Source organism: Lentzea flava (genome assembly GCF_014648475.1).
Taxonomy (GTDB): domain Bacteria; phylum Actinomycetota; class Actinomycetes; order Mycobacteriales; family Pseudonocardiaceae; genus Lentzea; species Lentzea flava.
In genome coordinates this window covers 33,999-51,573 of the sequence record NZ_BMRE01000037.1, presented here as the reverse complement: position 1 = coordinate 51,573, position 17,575 = coordinate 33,999, and the positions used below count along the sequence as shown (strand labels likewise).

At 70.1% G+C, this 17,575-nt stretch carries 17 protein-coding genes; 3 read left to right on the top strand and 14 right to left on the bottom strand.

Annotation, left to right across the window (positions count from 1 at the left end):
• Position 1 precedes the first annotated feature (1 nt).
• Genes IEZ09_RS31960 through tsaB form a run of 6 tightly spaced genes read right to left on the bottom strand, consistent with a single transcriptional unit; the run spans position 2 to position 4,882 of the window.
• On the bottom strand, positions 2-1,255 hold the full coding sequence (locus IEZ09_RS31960; protein ID WP_189257524.1) for a hypothetical protein: 1,254 nt from the start codon (positions 1,253-1,255) through the stop codon (positions 2-4).
• Positions 1,248-1,682, bottom strand: coding sequence for a GtrA family protein (locus IEZ09_RS31955; protein WP_229813138.1), 435 nt, complete (start codon positions 1,680-1,682; stop codon positions 1,248-1,250). The genes IEZ09_RS31960 and IEZ09_RS31955 overlap by 8 nt, the downstream gene beginning before the upstream one ends.
• Complete coding sequence (locus IEZ09_RS31950) at positions 1,679-2,662, bottom strand: glycosyltransferase family 2 protein (protein WP_229813137.1); 984 nt, start codon at positions 2,660-2,662, stop codon at positions 1,679-1,681. Before IEZ09_RS31950 ends, IEZ09_RS31955 begins: the two co-directional genes overlap by 4 nt.
• Positions 2,663-2,698: 36 nt before the next feature.
• A complete protein-coding gene (gene tsaD / locus IEZ09_RS31945) occupies positions 2,699-3,754 on the bottom strand; it encodes a tRNA (adenosine(37)-N6)-threonylcarbamoyltransferase complex transferase subunit TsaD (RefSeq protein ID WP_189257523.1) in 1,056 nt (351 codons plus the stop codon).
• Positions 3,747-4,205, bottom strand: coding sequence for a ribosomal protein S18-alanine N-acetyltransferase (rimI, locus tag IEZ09_RS31940; protein WP_189257522.1), 459 nt, complete (start codon positions 4,203-4,205; stop codon positions 3,747-3,749). Before rimI ends, tsaD begins: the two co-directional genes overlap by 8 nt.
• The gene (gene tsaB / locus IEZ09_RS31935; protein ID WP_189257521.1) at positions 4,202-4,882 is read right to left on the bottom strand and encodes a tRNA (adenosine(37)-N6)-threonylcarbamoyltransferase complex dimerization subunit type 1 TsaB; all 681 of its coding nucleotides are present in this window, start codon (positions 4,880-4,882) and stop codon (positions 4,202-4,204) included. The genes rimI and tsaB overlap by 4 nt, the downstream gene beginning before the upstream one ends.
• Positions 4,883-4,956: 74 nt before the next feature.
• Here tsaB and IEZ09_RS31930 point away from each other — a divergent pair, with 74 nt between their 5' ends.
• Positions 4,957-6,306 (top strand): acyl-CoA synthetase, encoded by a 1,350-nt coding sequence (locus tag IEZ09_RS31930; RefSeq protein ID WP_189257520.1) that lies wholly within the window; start codon positions 4,957-4,959, stop codon positions 6,304-6,306.
• Positions 6,307-6,364: 58 nt separating this feature from the next.
• Here the strand turns inward: IEZ09_RS31930 and IEZ09_RS31925 are convergent, their stop codons facing one another.
• The 4 genes from IEZ09_RS31925 to alr form a co-directional block, all read right to left on the bottom strand.
• On the bottom strand, positions 6,365-6,709 hold the full coding sequence (locus IEZ09_RS31925; protein ID WP_189257519.1) for a hypothetical protein: 345 nt from the start codon (positions 6,707-6,709) through the stop codon (positions 6,365-6,367).
• 63 nt (positions 6,710-6,772) lie between these two features.
• A complete protein-coding gene (gene tsaE, locus IEZ09_RS31920; RefSeq protein WP_229813136.1) occupies positions 6,773-7,234 on the bottom strand; it encodes a tRNA (adenosine(37)-N6)-threonylcarbamoyltransferase complex ATPase subunit type 1 TsaE in 462 nt (153 codons plus the stop codon).
• On the bottom strand, positions 7,231-8,328 hold the full coding sequence (locus IEZ09_RS31915) for an alpha/beta fold hydrolase (RefSeq protein WP_229813135.1): 1,098 nt from the start codon (positions 8,326-8,328) through the stop codon (positions 7,231-7,233). Before IEZ09_RS31915 ends, tsaE begins: the two co-directional genes overlap by 4 nt.
• Entirely contained in the window at positions 8,325-9,410 is a 1,086-nt protein-coding gene (gene alr, locus IEZ09_RS46845) for an alanine racemase (RefSeq protein WP_229813134.1), read from the bottom strand. The genes IEZ09_RS31915 and alr overlap by 4 nt, the downstream gene beginning before the upstream one ends.
• 123 nt (positions 9,411-9,533) lie before the next feature.
• Here alr and IEZ09_RS31910 point away from each other — a divergent pair, with 123 nt between their 5' ends.
• On the top strand, positions 9,534-10,157 hold the full coding sequence (locus tag IEZ09_RS31910; RefSeq protein WP_189257516.1) for a maleylpyruvate isomerase N-terminal domain-containing protein: 624 nt from the start codon (positions 9,534-9,536) through the stop codon (positions 10,155-10,157).
• On the opposite strand, the gene IEZ09_RS31905 is transcribed toward IEZ09_RS31910, so the two are convergent.
• Together IEZ09_RS31905 and glmS are read right to left on the bottom strand one after the other, a co-directional pair.
• Positions 10,154-11,536 carry an NAD(P)H-hydrate dehydratase gene (locus IEZ09_RS31905; RefSeq protein WP_189257515.1) on the bottom strand — a complete coding sequence of 461 codons (1,383 nt, stop codon included), beginning with the start codon at positions 11,534-11,536 and terminating at the stop codon, positions 10,154-10,156. The two genes, IEZ09_RS31910 and IEZ09_RS31905, sit on opposite strands and share 4 nt — an antisense overlap.
• Complete coding sequence (gene glmS, locus IEZ09_RS31900) at positions 11,537-13,396, bottom strand: glutamine--fructose-6-phosphate transaminase (isomerizing) (RefSeq protein WP_189257514.1); 1,860 nt, start codon at positions 13,394-13,396, stop codon at positions 11,537-11,539.
• A 134-nt stretch (positions 13,397-13,530) separates the two neighbouring features.
• Between glmS and IEZ09_RS31895 the strand changes: the two genes are divergently transcribed.
• Positions 13,531-14,364 (top strand): dienelactone hydrolase family protein, encoded by an 834-nt coding sequence (locus IEZ09_RS31895; RefSeq protein ID WP_189257513.1) that lies wholly within the window; start codon positions 13,531-13,533, stop codon positions 14,362-14,364.
• Positions 14,365-14,371: 7 nt separating this feature from the next.
• Here the strand turns inward: IEZ09_RS31895 and IEZ09_RS31890 are convergent, their stop codons facing one another.
• Positions 14,372-14,812: a hypothetical protein gene (locus tag IEZ09_RS31890; protein WP_189257512.1), complete on the bottom strand. Its 441-nt coding sequence runs from the start codon at positions 14,810-14,812 to the stop codon at positions 14,372-14,374.
• Positions 14,803-17,574: a hypothetical protein gene (locus tag IEZ09_RS31885; RefSeq protein WP_189257565.1), complete on the bottom strand. Its 2,772-nt coding sequence runs from the start codon at positions 17,572-17,574 to the stop codon at positions 14,803-14,805. Before IEZ09_RS31885 ends, IEZ09_RS31890 begins: the two co-directional genes overlap by 10 nt.
• Position 17,575 lies beyond the last annotated feature (1 nt).

Below are 17,575 nucleotides of genomic sequence, written 5' to 3'. Positions count from 1 at the left end.
CTCAGCCGGTCCAGAGACCCGCGACGAACTGCAGGTAGAACAGGGTCTGCACGGTCAGCCCGACGTACATGACCCCGTACACCACCGACTTCAACGCGGGAACCCGCTGCCCGAGCAGCACCAGCGCGAGGTAGATGCCGAAGCACGGCAGCAGGTAGCGGTGGACGGAGACCAGGTTCTGGTTCAGCGTCAGCATCACCACCGACGCGAGGCCGTAGAGGCCGACCGGGACCAGGTCTCCCCTCCGCAGCGCGAGCAGGTACAGCGAGCACGCGATCAGCAGCATCAGGCCGAACCACGGCACCACGTAGTTCGCGACCGACCAACCGGCGAGCTCGAACCTGCCGGTGAGGATCTTGAAGACGATCTTGGTCTGCTCGTACAGCGTGTTGAGGATGTTCGGGCTGAACTGGTGGTACGCCCAGGCCGGCGCCTTCGAGTAGGCCTTCGTCATGCCCAGCGGGTCGTTCACCAGGATCTTCAGGTAGATCGCGAAGCCGATGAAGCCCACCGCGCTCAGCGGGAACCACAGCAGGTGCCACGACAGCAGGCCGCGGAACTTCCAGTCCTTGCTGCGCCAGAACTCCAGGAAGCACAGGCCCACGAACAGCACGGCCGTGATGCGCACACCGGTCAGCGGCATCAGGCACAGGCCCATGAAGACCCACTGCCTGCGCAACGCGAAGAGGTACGCCCAGAAGCCCAGCGCGATGAAGACGGCCTCGCTGTAGAACGCGTGCAGGAAGTACGCCGACGGCAGGGTCAGCATGACCATGACGGCGATCCACGGCCCGCGCTCGCCGGCGAGGAAGTTGCGGGCGATCTTCAGCAGCGCCACCGCGCCCAGCCACAAGGCGACCGTGTTGACGATGAAGCCCGCGGCCAGCGTGCCGATCGTGCCGAGGAACGCCGTCTTCACCAGCCACACGAACAGCGGGAAGACGGGGTAGAACGCCTGTGACGTCGGAATGTTCTGGTACGCCGTGCCCTCGACGATGCCGGTGAAGTTCTCGGCGTCCCAGCGGTGCGTGTGCGAGAGCAGCGTGTCGACGGTGCGCGACGACAGCGGCGTGCCCTCGAAGACCGGCATCAGCGGTTCGATCAGGCGCCCGAGCACGGTCATGAAGACCTGCCAGGCGAACACCAGCAGGAAGACCTTCGCGAAGTCGCCCGTCAGCGCGGTCTTCCACCGGGGAACCGGTCTCGGCGCCTCCTCGGCGGCGACCTCCGGCTCGCGGATCGCGGTGTCAGTCATGAACGGGTTCCTTTGCAAGCTCTTCGACCGGGCGGAACACGAGCCGGCTGTAGAGCACGTAGTTCCAGACGAGTGCGACGCAGATGCCCGCGAACTTGGGCGCCGCGATGGCGAGCGTCTCGGGCAGGCCGGCGAACAGGTCGCGCGTCAGCACGATGACCAGCGGCTGGATCGCCCACAGTCCGATGCCCGTGACCAGCACGAACAGCACGACCTGACGAACCACGCCACCGCCTGCGGCACGGAACGTGAAGCTGCGGTTGAGCGTGAAGCTCAGCGCCATGCCCATCGTGGTCGAGATGAGGTTCGCGATCACGAGGGGCGTGCCGAGCGCGAACAGCACCGTGTAGCCGACCAGGTCGACGAGGGTGTTGCCCACGCCGACCAGGCCGAAGCGCAGCTGCTGGGCGCTCAGCAGCTTCTTCACGACGCGAGGGCCCTGGCGTCGTTCGGCACGTCCGACCCCGTGCGCACCGACGCCACGCTGTAGAGCGGGCGGCCCTGCACCTCGGTGTAGATGCGGCCGACGTAGCTGCCGAGCACGCCGAGCATGATCAGCTGGATGCCGCCGAGGAAGAACACGGCGCTGGTGATGAACGCCCAACCGGGAACGGCGGTGTCCGGCAGGAACAGCTTCACGCCCACGACGTAGCAGATGCCGAGGAACGCGAGGAACGAGATGAAGTAGCCGACCTTGGAGATCAGCTTCAGCGGCGCGGCGGAGAATCCGACGATGCCGTCCGCGGCGAACCGCAGCATCTTGCGCAGCGGGTAGCCGGTGACGCCCGCGTGGCGCTTGTCGCGGTCGAACTGCACGGCGGTCTGGCGGAAGCCGATGAAGCTCACCAGGCCGCGCAGGAACCGGTTGTGCTCGCGGAACTTGCGCAGCTCGTCGACGACCTTGCGGTCGATGAGGCGGAAGTCGCCGGTGTTCTCCGGGATGTCGATCTCGGCGACCTTGCGCAGGAACCAGTAGAACGCCCGCGCGGTGGCCTTCTTGAACGCCGTGTCCTGACGCGAGCGGCGCTGGGCGTAGACGACGTCGTAGCCCTGCTCCCACTTCTCGATCAGCTCGAGGCTCACCGCCGGCGGGTCCTGCAGGTCGCTGTCCATGATCACCACGGCGTCGGCGTCCGCGAGGTCGAGACCCGCGGTCACGGCGAGCTGGTGGCCGAAGTTGCGCGACAGGTCGATGACGGTGACCCGGTCGTCCGCGTCCGCGACGGCGTTGAGCAGCGCGAGCGAGTTGTCGCGGCTGCCGTCGTTGACGTAGATGAAGTTGACCCGGTACCGGTCCTCCAGCGGCTTCACGACCTCGGAAACCGTCTTGTGCAGCAGATCGATGTTCCCGGCCTCGTTGTAGATCGGGAACAGGTACGTGATCGTGCGCATGGGTTCAGCGCTCACCGCTCACTCCAGTTTCAGGGCCGCCCAGGAATGGGGTCAGAGTATCTGCACGGTTCCGACCGGCAGACCGGGCGTCGTCGACAGGTCCATGGGGGACGGCTTGGCACCGGCCGCCACCAGGTGGGCGCCGAGAGCGGCGATCATCGCGCCGTTGTCGGTGCACAGCCGCGGCCGCGGCACGCGCAGTTCGATGCCGGCCTCGGCGCAGCGCTCGGCGGCCAGGCCGCTCAGGCGCGAGTTCGCCGCGACACCGCCGGAGATGACCAGCGTGTCGACCTTGAGGTCCTTCGCCGCGCGGATCGCCTTGGCGGTCAGCACGTCCGCGACCGCCTCCTGGAACGACGCGGCGACGTCGGCCAGCGGGATCTCCTCGCCGGCGCGTTCGGCGCGCTCGACCCAGCGGGCGACGGAGGTCTTCAGGCCGGAGAACGAGAAGTCGTACTTCGCGTCGCGCGGGCCGGTGAGGCCGCGCGGGAACGCGATCGCGCACCCGTTGCCCTGCTGGGCGAGCTTGTCGATGGGCGGGCCACCGGGGTAGGGCAGGTCGAGCAGCCTCGCGACCTTGTCGTACGCCTCACCCGCGGCGTCGTCCACCGTCGAGCCGATCTCGGTGATCGAGTTCGCCAGGCCGCCCTCGACCAGCAGCAGCTGGGAGTGGCCGCCGGAGACCAGCAGCGCGAGGCAGCGGTTCGGCAGCGCGCCGTGCTGCAGCGTGTCCGCGGCGACGTGGCCCGCGAGGTGGTTCACGCCGTAGAGCGGCTTGCCGAGCGCGGCGGCGTAGGCCTTCGCGGCGGACACGCCGACCAGCAGCGCACCGGCGAGGCCCGGCCCCGCGGTGACGGCGATGGAGTGGATCTGGGAGAGCTCGACCCCGGACGCGTCGAGGGCGCGGCGCATGGTCGGGACCATGGCCTCGAGGTGGGCGCGGGAGGCGACCTCCGGCACGACGCCGCCGAAGCGGGCGTGCTCCTCGACGCTCGAGGCGACCTCGTCGGCGAGCAGTTCGAGCGAGCCGTCCTGGCCGAGGCGGACGATGCCGACGCCCGTCTCGTCGCACGAGCTCTCGATGCCGAGAATGAGCCTGTCAGACACTTTGCGCTGGCCTTCCCATCGTGTACGCGTCGGCACCCGACGGCTGGTAGTAGCGGCGGCGCACACCGAGGTGCTCGAAACCGTGCGCCAGGTACAGGGCGATCGCGGGCTCGTTGTCCGTGCGGACCTCGAGGTACACCGGGACGCCGAGCTCGTCCACGCGGGCGAGGAGGTCGTTCAGGAGCATCTTGCCGACGCCCCTGCCCTGCCAGTGCTTGACCACGGCGATCGTGTGCACGCTGGCCTCGTACTCGCTCGCGGCGAGGCCCGCGTACCCGATGAGCTCGTCGTCCGCGTACGCACCGACGTAGTAATTGCCGTTGTCGAGCTCGCTGTGGAACGCGTTCTCGCTCCACGGGTCGTCGCCGGGGAACAGCTCCAGCTCGATCTCGTGGCACCTGGGCACGTCGGCGTGCCGCAGCGGCGCGAGCGTGACGGTGCCGGTGGTCATGCCCTGGTCACCCGCTTGCGGCCGGTGGGTTCGACCGCGTCGGGCCTGCGCAGGTAGAGCGGGGTGAGCGCGGCGGGGCGGGCCTTGGCGAGGACCTCGGCGGCCGCGGCAGCGACCAGGCCCTCCGGCGTCGGGTGCTTCGCGCTCAGGGTTTCGAGTCCGAGAACGTCCCGGTAGATCTCCGCGCCCTCACCGGTGGCGTGGTGCACGCCGAGCTTCGGCAGCTTCTCCGCCAGGTCCTGCGGCCGTTCGACGTGCGGGCCGTCGGTGCGGCGGCCGGCGGCGTCGTAGGCGGCCCAGTAGACCTCCTTGCGCCGCGCGTCGGTCGCGACGAGCAGCGGGTGGCCGCTGGCGGCGTCCTTGGCGATCGCGTCCGTGGTGGCGACGGGGTAGACCGGGCGGTTGAGCGCCTGACCGAGCGCGGCGGCCGTGGCCAGACCGACCCGCAGGCCGGTGAAGGGGCCGGGACCTGCGCCGACAACGATGGCGTCGAGGTCGGCGTACGTCTTGCCGGCCTCTTCGAGGCAGTCGCTGATGTGCGGGGTGAGCAGCTCGCCGTGCGCCTTGGCGTTGAGCGTCACCCGCTTCGCGAGCAGGCGCGGCGGGGAGTCGGGCGCGAGTTCGACCACACCGGCGGTGACTGCGGGGGTGGCCGTGTCGACGGCGAGCACTAGCACGATTGTCCAGAGTAGTACGTGTGGCAGACCACACTTCCGATGCGCCCTCCGGGCACCTCTATCAGGCTTGATCCATGTTCGCTGCACCGAGTGACCGCGAGGCCCTGCGCTTCGGAGAGAAGTCCCTGACCTATGCCGAGCTGCACCGAGCGGCGGGCACTTTGGCCGAACGGCTGCGTGGCCACACGCGGGTCGCCGTCTGGGCGACGTCCACGTTGGAAACCTGCGTCTCGGTGGTCGCCGGGCTCCTCGCAGGCGTCGCGATCGTGCCGCTCAACCCCAAGATCGGCGAGCGCGAACTCGAGCACATCCTCGGCGACAGCCAGCCTGACCTGGTACTTCGCGACGAACCGATCGTCTTCGGCACGCCGGGCGAGTTCCCGGATCCCGGCCCAGAGACGCCCGCGCTGATCATCTACACCTCGGGCACGACCGGTCCGCCCAAGGGCGTGGTGCTGCCGCGCCGGGCGCTGACCTCGAACATCGACTCGCTCGCCGCCGCGTGGCAGTGGACCGCCGACGACGTGCTGGTGCACGGGCTGCCGCTGTTCCACGTCCACGGGCTGGGCATCGGCATCCTCGGCGTGCTGCGACTCGGCGGTTCGGTGCGGCACGTGAAGTTCTCGCCTGCCGCCGTCGGCCAGGAGCTCGCGACCGGCGCCACGATGATGTTCGGCGTGCCGACGATGTACCACCGCATCGCCGAGGCGGTGGAGCAGGACCCCGCGCTGGCCGACCAGTTCCGGCGCGCCCGCCTGCTGGTCTCGGGTTCGGCCGCGCTGCCGGCGAGCGACCACGAGCGGATCGCCAAGGCCACCGGGCAGGGCATCGTCGAGCGGTACGGCATGAGCGAGACGCTGATGAACGTGAGCGTGCGGTTCGACGGCGACCGCAGGCCCGGTGCGGTCGGGCTGCCGGTGGACGGCGTCGACGTGCAGGTTGTCGACGAGCAGGGCCGGGACGTCGGCATCGGTGCCATCGGCGAGATCGAGGTGCGCGGGCCGAACCTGTTCCTGGAGTACCTGAACCGTCCGGACGCGACGGAGAAGGCGTTCCGGGACGGGTGGTTCAGGACCGGAGACATGGCGGTGCGCGATCCCGACGGCTACCTCCGCATCGTCGGGAGGCGGGCCACCGACCTCATCAAGAGCGGTGGCTACAAGATCGGCGCCGGCGAGATCGAGAACGCCCTGCTGGAGCACCCGGCGGTGGCCGAGGTGGCGGTGACGGGCGAGCCGGACGACGACCTCGGCGAGCGGATCGTGGCCTGGGTGGTGCCTGCGGGCGAAGCACCGGAACCGTCGGTCCTCAGCGACCACGTGGCGAAGCTGTTGTCGCCGCACAAGAGGCCGCGGGTGGTGCGTTATCTGGAAGCTTTGCCGCGCAACGAGATGGGCAAGGTGCTCAAGCGCGAACTGTCCTGAGAGGACGGTCGAGGGGATGGCCGGTGGGCTCGCCCGGCCATCCCCTCACGTCCGGCTGTCAGCCGGCCGAGTTGCCGTTGCACGCGACGTAGGACGGCGCGTGGTCGACCGTGAAGACCTCCAACGGACCGTTCCACTGCCACGGCAGCAGACAGGCGTTGTTGGCAATGCTGATGTCCGAGCCGCCGGCGGCGTGGTTGTCGTTGCACGCGGCGTAGCCGGGCGCGTGGCCCTCGTGCAGCAGCGAGAACGGTCCGTTCCACTGCCACGGGGCGGCGCACAGGTTGTCGGCGATGCTGATGCCGTGGCCGTCGCGGCCCTCGTCACCGGCGAGAGCAGGGGACGCGGCGACCAGCATGGCGCCACCGATGACAGCAGTCGCGAGAAGCGTCTTCTTGATCATGCAAGCTTCATCGGCCGGTCACGCTCCGTCCTTAATGGACGTCACCCCATGCGGCACACAACCTCACACGGGCAGGGTACGAGCCGTCCACTCGCCGTGCGGAATGAGCTGAGCTGTGCGAATGTCGTCGATTCCGCGCTCCAGGCGAATGAGGAGATGATCTTCGCTCAGGCGTTCCGCCATGCCCTCGCCCCACTCGACGGCCACGACGGCGTCGACCAGATCCGTGTCCAGATCAAGATCGTCCAACTCGTCCAGGTGACCCCCGAGCCGGTACGCGTCGACGTGCACCAGCGGCACGCCCCTGCCGCCCTCCGCGGGCTCGTGGACGCGGGCGATGACGAACGTCGGCGACGACACCCTGCCCTGCACGCCGAGGCCGCGGGCCAGTCCGCGCACCAGCGCCGTCTTGCCGGCGCCCAACGGTCCCGCGAGCAGCAGCAGGTCACCCGCCCGCACGACCTCACCCAGCCTGCGGCCGAACTCCTCGGTGTCCTCCACCAACGGCAGTTCGACGGTCTTCACGCTCGCCGCCACCACTTCTTCCGACTCTCTCCGCGATCGGCCGCGCAGCGTTCGACGAGCGCGACCAGGTGGTCGTTGACGAGGTCAGCCTGCTCCATCATCACCATGTGCCCGGCACCGGGGGCCCGGACGAGCGTGGCGTGCGGCATCTCCTCGGCCATCCGCTCGGCGTGCGAGAAGGGCGTGAGCTTGTCCGCGTCGCCGCTCACGATGAGCACCTCGCAGTGCCGCAGCCCGGCGAGCGCCTTGTAACGGTCGTGCGTGCCGAGGGTCTCCAGGAACTCGGTGAGCACCTTCACCGTCGTCCCGTTGATCATCTGCTCCATCAGGTCCACAAGGGACGGTGCCACCTTGCGGTCACCGAACGCCAACGCGCGGATTCCGCTCCACGTCAGGGTTTTCGCGCCCTTGCGCACCCACTCGACGAGGCCGGGCTGCGCACCGGCGAGCCGGCCGATGCCGAGCGTCACGGGGTTGTAGCGCGACAGCACCGACTTCGGCAGCCCCGCACCACCCACCGCTCCGGCGGCCGTGCCGATCAACGCGACACCGCGCACCCGTTCGGCGAAGAGCTCCGGCTGCTTCTCGGCCAGCGCCATGATCGTCATGCCGCCCATGGAGTGACCCACGAGCACGAGCGGCCCGTCCGGCACGACCGAGCGGATCACCGCGTCGAGGTCGTGCGCGAGCTGCTCGATGGTGCTGGCCTCCGGCGCGGACCGCCCTGACCGGCCGTGGCTGCGCTGGTCGTAGAGCACCTGGTGGACCCGCGGGTCGATCAGTTCCTGCAGGTCGCGGCGCTGGAAGTGCCAGCAGCGGCGGTCGAGCGCGAACCCGTGGACCAGCACGACGGTGATGTCGGCCTCGAGACCGTCAGCGGGGTCGACCTCCTCGACGGAGATCGGCACGCCGTCGTCCGCGGCCACCGTCGACTCGCGATCGGGCCGCAGCTGGCCTAACGGCTCGTCGGCCAGGCTGTCGGTGGCCTTCTTGCGCTCGTGCGACACCTTCGCGGTCTGCGCCACGGCAGCACCGGCGACGGCGGCACCGAGCGCACCGCTGACCCACCCGACGACCTTCCAGACCGGCTTCACGTGTAGATCCTCCGCACCCGCGGCCGGTACATCCCGCAGACGATCTCGTAGTCGATCGTGCCGGTCAGCTCCGCCCACTCCGTCGCCGTCGGCTCCCCCCGGCGCCCGTCGCCGAACAGGACAACCTCCGCACCCTCTGCGACCTCGTCGTTCCCACAGTCCACGACGATCTGGTCCATGCAGACACGCCCGACCACCGGACGGCGCTTCCCCGCCAGGAGCACCTCCATCCGACCGGAGAGCGCCCTCGGGACACCGTCCGCATACCCGGCCGGCACCAGTGCCAGCGTCGTGTCCTCCTGCGCGGTCCATGTCATCCCGTAGGAGACCGACTCGCCGGCGGGGATACGTTTCGTGAGCGCCACGCGCGACCGGAAGCTCATCACCGGACGCAGGTCGTGGTCGGTGGGCACGGGGTTCAGCCCGTAGATCGCGATGCCGGGCCGCACTATGTCGAAGTGCAGATCGGGCCTGGTCAGCAGGGCCGCGGAGTTCGCGATGTGCCGCTTCGGGTCGAGGCCGTGCGCTTTGGCGACGTCGTAGGCGTCGTCGAACCTCTTGGCCTGCAGGTCGATCGACGGGTGGCCGATCTCGTCCGCGCACGCGAGGTGCGACCAGACAGCGACGACCTCGTGCTTGCTGGCTCGCTCCACAAGTTCCGGCCAGTCGTGCGGCTGACAGCCGTTGCGGCTCAGCCCGGTGTCGATCTTCAGGTGGATTCTCGGCCTGGCGTCGGCCTCCTCGGCGGCCTGCTCGACGCGGCGCAGGTCTTCGAGGGAGGAAACCGACATGTCGACATCGGCCGCGATACCGGCGGCCAGGTCCTCGTCCGGGGCGTCGAGCCAGGCCAGGATCGGCGCCCGGATGCCTGCCGCCCTGAGCGCGAGGGCTTCCTGGGTGGAGCAGGAACCGAGCCAGGTCGCGCCCGCTTCGAGCGCGGCGCGGGCCACTTCCACCGCGCCGTGGCCGTAGCCGTCCGCCTTGACGACGGCCATCGTGTCGGAGTTCGGGGCAAGACCGGCGAGCAGTGCGACGTTGTGCCGCAACGCACCGAGGTCGACTACCACTTCTGAACGGGCCATAACCTGTTCATCGTGCCATGGCAGCCGCGAACAGGGACTATGGCGCAACTCGCAGGTACGCCCCGTTGTTCGCCGAGCATGAAACGCGGAGCCCGGTGGTACGCGCTCTGCCAGGCTGACAACATGGCCGCACAGCACACTTTCGCCGCAACTGCGCGCGCCTTCGCCGACCTGGTGGACGCGGTGCCCGTTGACCGCCTGTCCGGACCGGGCCTCGGCGACTGGACGTTGCGCGACCTCATCGGTCACACCGTCTCCGCCGGACTGGCGGGCGTCGCGGAGGTGCTCGAAAAACCGGCCACCGCCGAGGACATCACCACACCAGAGGGCTACTACGCCCTGGCGAAGACCATCGACCCGGCGATCTACGAGGCCGCCGTGGCCAGCTCCACCGCGGATGCCAGGGAGTGGGGCGCACGTCTGGGCCTTCGGCCGGGCGCAGCAGCCCGGAAGTTCACCGAGCTCGCCGTCGCCGCGGTCGCCGCAGCCGATCCGGAGGCGTTGATCACCACGGCGGCCGGTGGCATGCGACTGGCTCACTGGCTGCCAACCAGGACGTTCGAACTCGTCGTGCACAGCCTGGACATCGCCACCGCGGCAGGCGTGCGGGCCGACCTGCCCGTCGACGCGATCGCCGACTCGGCTGCGCTGGCCGCCCGCGTCGCAGCGGTCACCGGCGACGGTCAGGCCGTCCTGCTGGCGTTGACCGGCCGGCGAGAACTGACCGCCGGCTTCTCCGTGATCTAGCGTGCCCTGATCGCGCGGATCGCTTCCGGAATCGCGCTCATCAGCCCGGAAGCCGGCACCGGCGCACCATCCGCCGCCAACTCTGCCGCCAGAACGTGCGCGTACGCGGCGTAACCGGCTGCCAGGAACGGGTTCACCCCAGCGGCCAGCAACGCGCCGATGATCCCCGACAGCACATCGCCCGACCCCGCCGTCGCAGGCCACGACGACGTCGCCGAGTTGACCAGCGCCCGTCCGTCCGGCGCCGCCACCACGGTCCGATGCCCCTTCAACAGCACCACCGCGTTGAACCGCTGAGCCGCCTTCCGCGCGGCACCGACCCGGTCCGCGCCGACCGGCCCTGCCAGCCGTTCGAACTCCCGGTCGTGCGGCGTCAGCACGAGCGGGGTGTCCGGGTCGCGGGCGTCCCAGAGCGTCGGGTGCTGCGCCAGCAACGTGATGGCGTCCGCGTCCGCGATCACCGGTACGCCAGCCTCCAGCACGAACCTCAGCACTCCGTCCGACGACGAGCCGGTGCCCATGCCCGGCCCGACGACCCAGGCCTGCACGCGTCCGGCGTCCGTGATCGAGCCGGTGCAGATGGTCTCCGGCCAGCGCGCGCGGATCGCGTCGGCGGCGGGGCCGGCGTAGCGGACCATGCCCGAGGTGGCGAGCACGGCGGCACCGGTCGCCAGCACCGCGGCACCCGGATAGGTGGCGCTGCCGGCGGCCACGCCCGTGACGCCCTGGGTGTACTTGTCGTCCGACGGGCCCGGCACCGGCCAGGCGATGTCGGAGCGGTCGAGCAGCACGAAGTCCGGGTCCTTCGGCCGCAGGCCGATGTCGACCAGGTGCACCTCGCCGCACTCGGCCAGCGCGTGCACCGGCTTCAAAACGCCGAACGTCACCGTGGTGTGGGCGCGCACGAAAGGACCGGAGATCTCCCCGGTGTCCGGGTCGATCCCGGACGGCAGGTCCACGGCGAGGATCGGCGCCCGCACCGAGTCGACCAGAGCGGCGGCGTCCGGCCGGAGTGGACCGCGCGCGGACAGGCCGACGATGCCGTCGATCACCAGGTCCGGGTTGCCCACCTCGTCGACCACCCGGCCACCGGCGCGACGGAAAGCCGCGAGTCCCTCGGCATGTGCCTTGGCCGGGTTGAGCAGCACGGCGGACACCGCCACGCCTCGGCGGCGCAGGAAGTAGCCGGCCCAGAGGGCGTCGCCGCCGTTGTTGCCCGCGCCGACGAGCAACGTGACGCGGCGACGTCCGGAAAGAAGCCTGAGGGCGTGGGTGGCCACACCGAACGCGGCCTTGCGCATCAACGAGCCCGGCGGGACCACCGCCATGAGCTCCTCTTCAGCGGACTTGACGCGTTCGGTGTGCCAGACGCCCTTCACTCACTCGACCGTAACGGACTTCGCGAGGTTGCGGGGCTTGTCCACGTCGTAGCCGCGGCTGCGCGCGATCTCGGCGGCCAGCACCTGCAGCGGCACCGTCGAGATGAGCGGCTGCAGCAGGGTCGGCACGGCCGGGATCTCGATCAGGTGGTCGGCGAACGGGCGCACGGTCTCGTCGCCCTCTTCGGCGATCACGATCGTGCGGGCGCCGCGGGCCTGGATCTCGCTGATGTTCGACACCAGCTTCGAGTGCAGGACGGCACGGCCCTTCGGCGACGGCATGACCACGACGACCGGGAGGTTCTCCTCGATCAGCGCGATCGGGCCGTGCTTGAGCTCACCGGCGGCGAAGCCCTCGGCGTGCATGTAGGCGAGCTCCTTGAGCTTGAGCGCGCCCTCCAGTGCCACCGGGTAGCCGACGTGGCGGCCGAGGAACAGCACGGCCTTCGAGTCGGCGAGCTCACGGCCGAGCTGACGGACCTGCTCGACGGTGCCGAGCACGCGCTGCACGGCCTCGGGCATGGCCTCCAGCTCGCGGAACTCGCGGGCGACCTCGTCCGGGTACTTGGTGCCGCGGGCCTGCGCCAGCGCCAGGCCGACGAGGTAGTTCGCCGCGATCTGGGCGAGGAACGCCTTCGTCGACGCGACACCGATCTCCGGACCGGCGTGCGTGTAGAGCACGGCGTCGGACTCGCGCGGGATCTGCGCGCCGTTCGTGTTGCAGACGGCCAGAACGCGGGCCTTCTGCGCACGGGCGTGGCGCACGGCCTCCAGCGTGTCCGCGGTCTCGCCGGACTGCGACACGGCGACGACGAGCGTGTCGCGGTCGAGCACCGGGTCGCGGTAGCGGAACTCGGAGGCGAGCTCGACCTCGACGGGCAGGCGGGTCCAGTGCTCGATCGCGTACTTCGCGACGAGACCGGAGTGGTAGGCGGAACCGCAGGCGACGACGAAGACCTTGTCGACGTCACGCAGGTCCTGGTCGGACAGGCGCTGCTCGTCGAGGACGATCCGGCCGTTCGAGAAGTGGCCGCGCAGCGTGTTCGCCAGCGCGTCGGGCTGCTCCTCGATCTCCTTGAGCATGAAGTACTCGTGGCCGCCCTTCTCGGCGGCGCTGAGGTCCCAGTTGACCGTGAACGGCTTGGCCTCGGCCGGCTCGCCGTCGAAGTCGGTGACCTCGTAGCCCTCGCGCGTGATCACGACCATCTGGTCCTGACCCAGCTCGACGGCCTCCTTGGTGTGCGCGATGAACGCGGAGACGTCGCTCGCCACGAAGTGCTCGCCCTCGCCGACACCCACGACCAGCGGGGAGTTGCGGCGGGCAGCCACGACCTGGTCCGGCTCGTCGGCGTGCGTGAACACGAGGGTGAACGCGCCCTCCAGGCGGCGCACGACCTTGCGCACGCTGGCAGGCAGGTCGCCCTTCGTGTCGCCCTCGCCGTAGGCGAACGCCACGAGGTGCGCGACCGTCTCGGTGTCGGTGTCCGACGCCATCTCGACGCCGAGACCCTCGAGCTCGGCGCGCAGCGCGGCGAAGTTCTCGATGATGCCGTTGTGCACCACGGCGACGCGGTTCGTCGCGTCGCGGTGCGGGTGGCTGTTGCGGTCGATCGGCGCTCCGTGCGTCGCCCACCGCGTGTGTCCCATGCCGACGGTGCCCGCGAAGTTGTCGCGGCCCACCTCGTCGAGCCTCGTCTCCAGGTTCTGCAACCGGCCGGCCTTGCGTTCGACGGCCAGTGCGCCCTCGCTGATGACGGCAACGCCTGCCGAGTCGTAACCCCGGTACTCGAGCCGCCTCAGCCCGTCCAGCACGACGTCGAGCGCCGCCCGGTGACCCACGTATCCCACGATTCCGCACACGGGAAACAGACTAGCTAGACCACGCCGCTAACCCTAATGAGTGAGGAAGGCCGATCTGCGCTGGTCAGAGGCACAGGTGGTGTAGACCAATCTCGGATGTGGTGCGCGCGACAGGATCGACTACGGTTCACCCCATGGCTCGCCGCGTGATCACGCTGACCGCGAAACAGGCCCTCGAAGAGCTCAGCAGGCCAGGTCCGCACCCGGTGCTGCGCGGCGATCTCGCGCTCGTCGGCCTGCCGGGCGTGATCTTCACGCCGCAGTCGGGGCTGGGACTGCCCGCCGTCGCGTTCGGACACGGCTGGATGCAGCCCGTCCGCCGCTACCACGGGCTTTTGCGCCACCTGGCGTCGTGGGGCTTCGTGGCCGCGGCACCGGCCGTGGAACGCGGCCCGCTGCTGTCGGCACGGGTGCTGGCGGCCAACCTGCTGACCACTGTGGACATCTGCACCGGCGTGCGGCTCGGGTCCGGGGAGATCAGCGTGGACCCGGCTCGCGTCGCGCTCGCCGGGCACTCGATGGGTGGCGGTGCGGCGGTGCTGGCGGCGTCCGAGGCCGACCGCGTCAGGGCCGTTGTGACTTTGGCCGCAACGGAGACGCGGCCGTCCGCTCTGGACGCCGCGCGCGAGGTCACCGTGCCGGGACTGCACCTGGCGGCCGGTGAGGACCGCATCGCGCCGCCCGTCGGACACTCCGAGGCGATCGCCCAGGCCTGGGGCGGACCGGTGCAGTTCCGGCTGCTGCCCAAGGCGTCACACCTCGGGTTCACCGAGGGCAGGCACTGGAGCGAACTGCTGCTGGACGGCCACGCCGAACGCGGCTCGCACAAGCTCGGCCGCGCGTTCGTGACCGCGTTCCTGCTGCGGGTGCTGACCGGCGAGCGCCGGTACGACGAACTGCTGGACAGCGACCTGAAGAACGCGAACCTCGTCTTCCAGCGGGACGCCCTGCGCAGGCGCCCCGCCTGACGGATCGTCAGCTCAGCCAGGTCTGACCGCTGAGGTCGTCGTCATCGTCCACCGGTGCCGGACGCCGTGAACGGACCGGTGGCGCAGGCGGCGGAGGCGGCGGTGCTGCGACCGGAGGAGGCGGCGGCGCGACAGGCCGCGACGGCTGGTAGCCGCCGTCGTCGTCCTCCGGCCCGAACGCCATCTCGCCCGCCCCGCGCTCGGGACGCTCCCACTGCGGCTTGCGCGGTTGCTGCTGCTCACCCTGCTTGCTGACCTTCTCGGCGCTTTCGCGCGCGTCGGCTATGTCCCGCTGGCGCTTCTCCTCGCGCGCCTTGGCCTCGGCCGCCAGACGGTCCTGCTCGGCCTTGAGCTCGGCCGAGACCTCGGCCGTGGCACGCCGGGTCTTGGCCAGGTTGTCGTCGAACAGCGTCTGGATGCGCGGGTCCACGTCCCCGATCATCGCCATGGGTTGGCGGCCTCTCCTCGTTCGTCACCCAGCACGGTCTGCGCGATCAACGGGTTGCTGTTGTCGTCGTCGAACAACGTGCCGGTCGTACGCCACTGGCTGGCCCCCCGCTCGGTGTCGCCACCCTGCTGACCACCCGCACCGGCGCCACCACCCATCATGCCGCCGCCCATCATCCCGCCGCCCATCATGCCGCCCGCGGACGCGCCGGTCGGGCCCTGACCGTGGGCACCGTCCTGCATGGACGGCAGGCTCGCGGAGCCGGGCTGACCGGCCTCGGAGGCGTTGGTGTTGAAGCCGCTGCCGCTGTCGCCCTGGTTCTGGTTGCTCCAGGCGCTGTCCGGAGTCGTGCCGCCGAGGACCGACTCGCCGCTCGAACCGCCGCCGGTGAAGGAGACACCGGAGGTCGACGTGCTGTCCGAAGCCTGCGCGTACAGCGGGCCGTCCGCGGTGTGGATCCTGGGCTCGCCGACGTGCGGCATGATGCCGTTGTCCTCGATGTAGTGGCGGCCCATCGACTCCTGGAAGCGCTCGCCCAGGCCCGGCTGGCCTGGCTGGCCCTCCTGGCCTGGCGGGTTCCAGATCGGCTGCTCGGCCGCCGGAGCCTGCGCGGGCATCGTCTGGAACTCGCGTTCGACGGCGGGCATCGGCTGGAACTCGGCTTCGGCGGGCATCGTCGTGACGCCACCGTCAGCGGGAACGGGCTGCGGGAAGTCCGACTCCGGGAGACGAAGCCCGTCGCTCAGCCCCGGCCCGTCCACACCGCGACCGCCCTCGCCCGATCCGGACTCGGAGCCGGGGGTCTGCGCTGCCGGGTTGTCGTCCTCGCCGAAGCTCACGCCGATCTGGTCGGGCGTGCCGTCGCCGTTGTCCGCGGTCAGGCTGATCTCGCCGGTCTGGGTGTTGACCTCGGCGGTGAAGTTGACGCCGTCCTGCTCGATGTGGATCTTGCCGTCGGCGCCGACCTCGACCGGGATCGGGTTCGACTCCGAGCCCGCCGGACCACTGGCAGGCACCGCGCCGCCACCCGGCGCCGGCGTGTTGCCGGTGGCACCCGGCGCACCGGGAGAGCCTGGCGCCGTCTGGTTCGACGGCGTCGAGCCGGTGAGCGTGTTGGCCATGTTCGTGATGGCCTGCGCGCCGTTCTGGCCCATCAGCGCCTTGGCGGCCTCTGGGTTCTTGCTGAAGTCCAGGTCGTAGGTCTTCGGCTCGCCCTTCGGCGTGTCGATCGTCATCTTCACGTGCCCGTTCGAGTCGGGCTCCGTGACCTTGATCGTGTTGTCGCCCGCCTTGACCGTGACGGTTTCGAGCTTCTCCTCTGGCTTGGCCTGGTTGTCCGGCTTGCCGTCGCCGTCGAGGTCGTCGGGCTTGCCGTCGCCGTCGGTGTCGCCGGGGACGTCGGGCTTGCCGTCGCCGTCCTTGTCGAGCGGGTTCTCCGGCTTGGGCACCTCCGGCATGCCACCACCGCCGGGCGGCGTGCCACCACCACCAGGTGGCGTGCCACCACCACCGGGCGGAGTGCCACCGCCGCCGGGCTTCCTGCGGTCGCCACCGCCTTCACCGGTGAACGGGGGCGGGTCGCCGACCTTGCCGAACGGGTCTCCGCCGAAGGCCGTGGTCATGCCCTGGAACATGGCCTTGTAGTCGGCGTCGACACCGGTCTGCACGGCCTCGCAGTAGCCGTCGAACGCCTTCTTCTTGGAGTCGAACTCCTGGCAGAGCGCCTTGAGCTTCTCCTTGGCGTCGCTGATGATCTTGTCGCGGACGTCGGCGATCCAGCCGCCCCAGCCGAGGCCGGACAGGATGCCGAGCGGGCCGCCGCAGATCGCGCCGATCACGGAGTTCTTGAGATCGCTCTGGACGCCGTAGACCCAGTCGAGGATGCCGCCGTCGTTCGGGAAGACGTCACCGTTCGCGTGCCGGATGGCCTCCTCGGCCTCCTCGACGGTCAGCCCACCGCACTTCTCGGAGTACTGGTCGTGGATCTGCTGCGCGAAGTCCTTGACGTGCTTCTGCATGTTGGTCACGCCACCGGTGATCGCACCGGGGCCAGTGCCCGCCTGCTGGACGAACGTCTTCGAGGTGCCGGCGAACTTGTCGTGGTACCCGCGCGCGGCCTCCGCGGCGGGACCCTCCCACGAGCCGAGCCCGTTCCAGGCGCTGCCGAGCTGGTTGTCGTGGTCCTGGATCTTCTTGACGTGCTCGGTGAGCTTGTGCGCGTCCTCGCGGAACTTCGCGAAGTCGATGTCGCGCACCTCGTCGTACTTGCGGTAGATGTCGTTCTGCAGGTTCGGCGCGGCACCCTGGTGACCACACGCGGGCGCGGCCTTGGCGTAAACCGGGATGAACTTCTCGAAGAAGCGCAGACCGGGCGCACCGGCGTCGAGCAGCGTGTTGCTGTTCGGAACGTCGCCCTGCTCGTTCAGCACCTTCTGGGTGGAGCCGAGCTCGCGCTCCTCCTTGGCCTTGCTGACGAGCTTGTCCGCGTCGCCACCCTCCATGGTGAACGCGGCGTGCGCGCCCTCCTTGGCGATGTTGCGGGCCTCGCTGAAGCCGAGCGTCACCGGCGCCAGCAGCGTGCCGACCACGTGGTCGCCCACGCTCGGGTCGTCGGGCACCTCGACGCCGTTCGCCTTGCCGTAGCGCTCGACCTCCTCCTGCGGAGCGCCGGCACCCGCGAGCGCGCGGACGAGCTGCTTCTTGGTCTCCGGGGTGACGTTCGGGTCGTCCAGGAGCTTCTTGATCTCGTTCTGGTCAGCCACG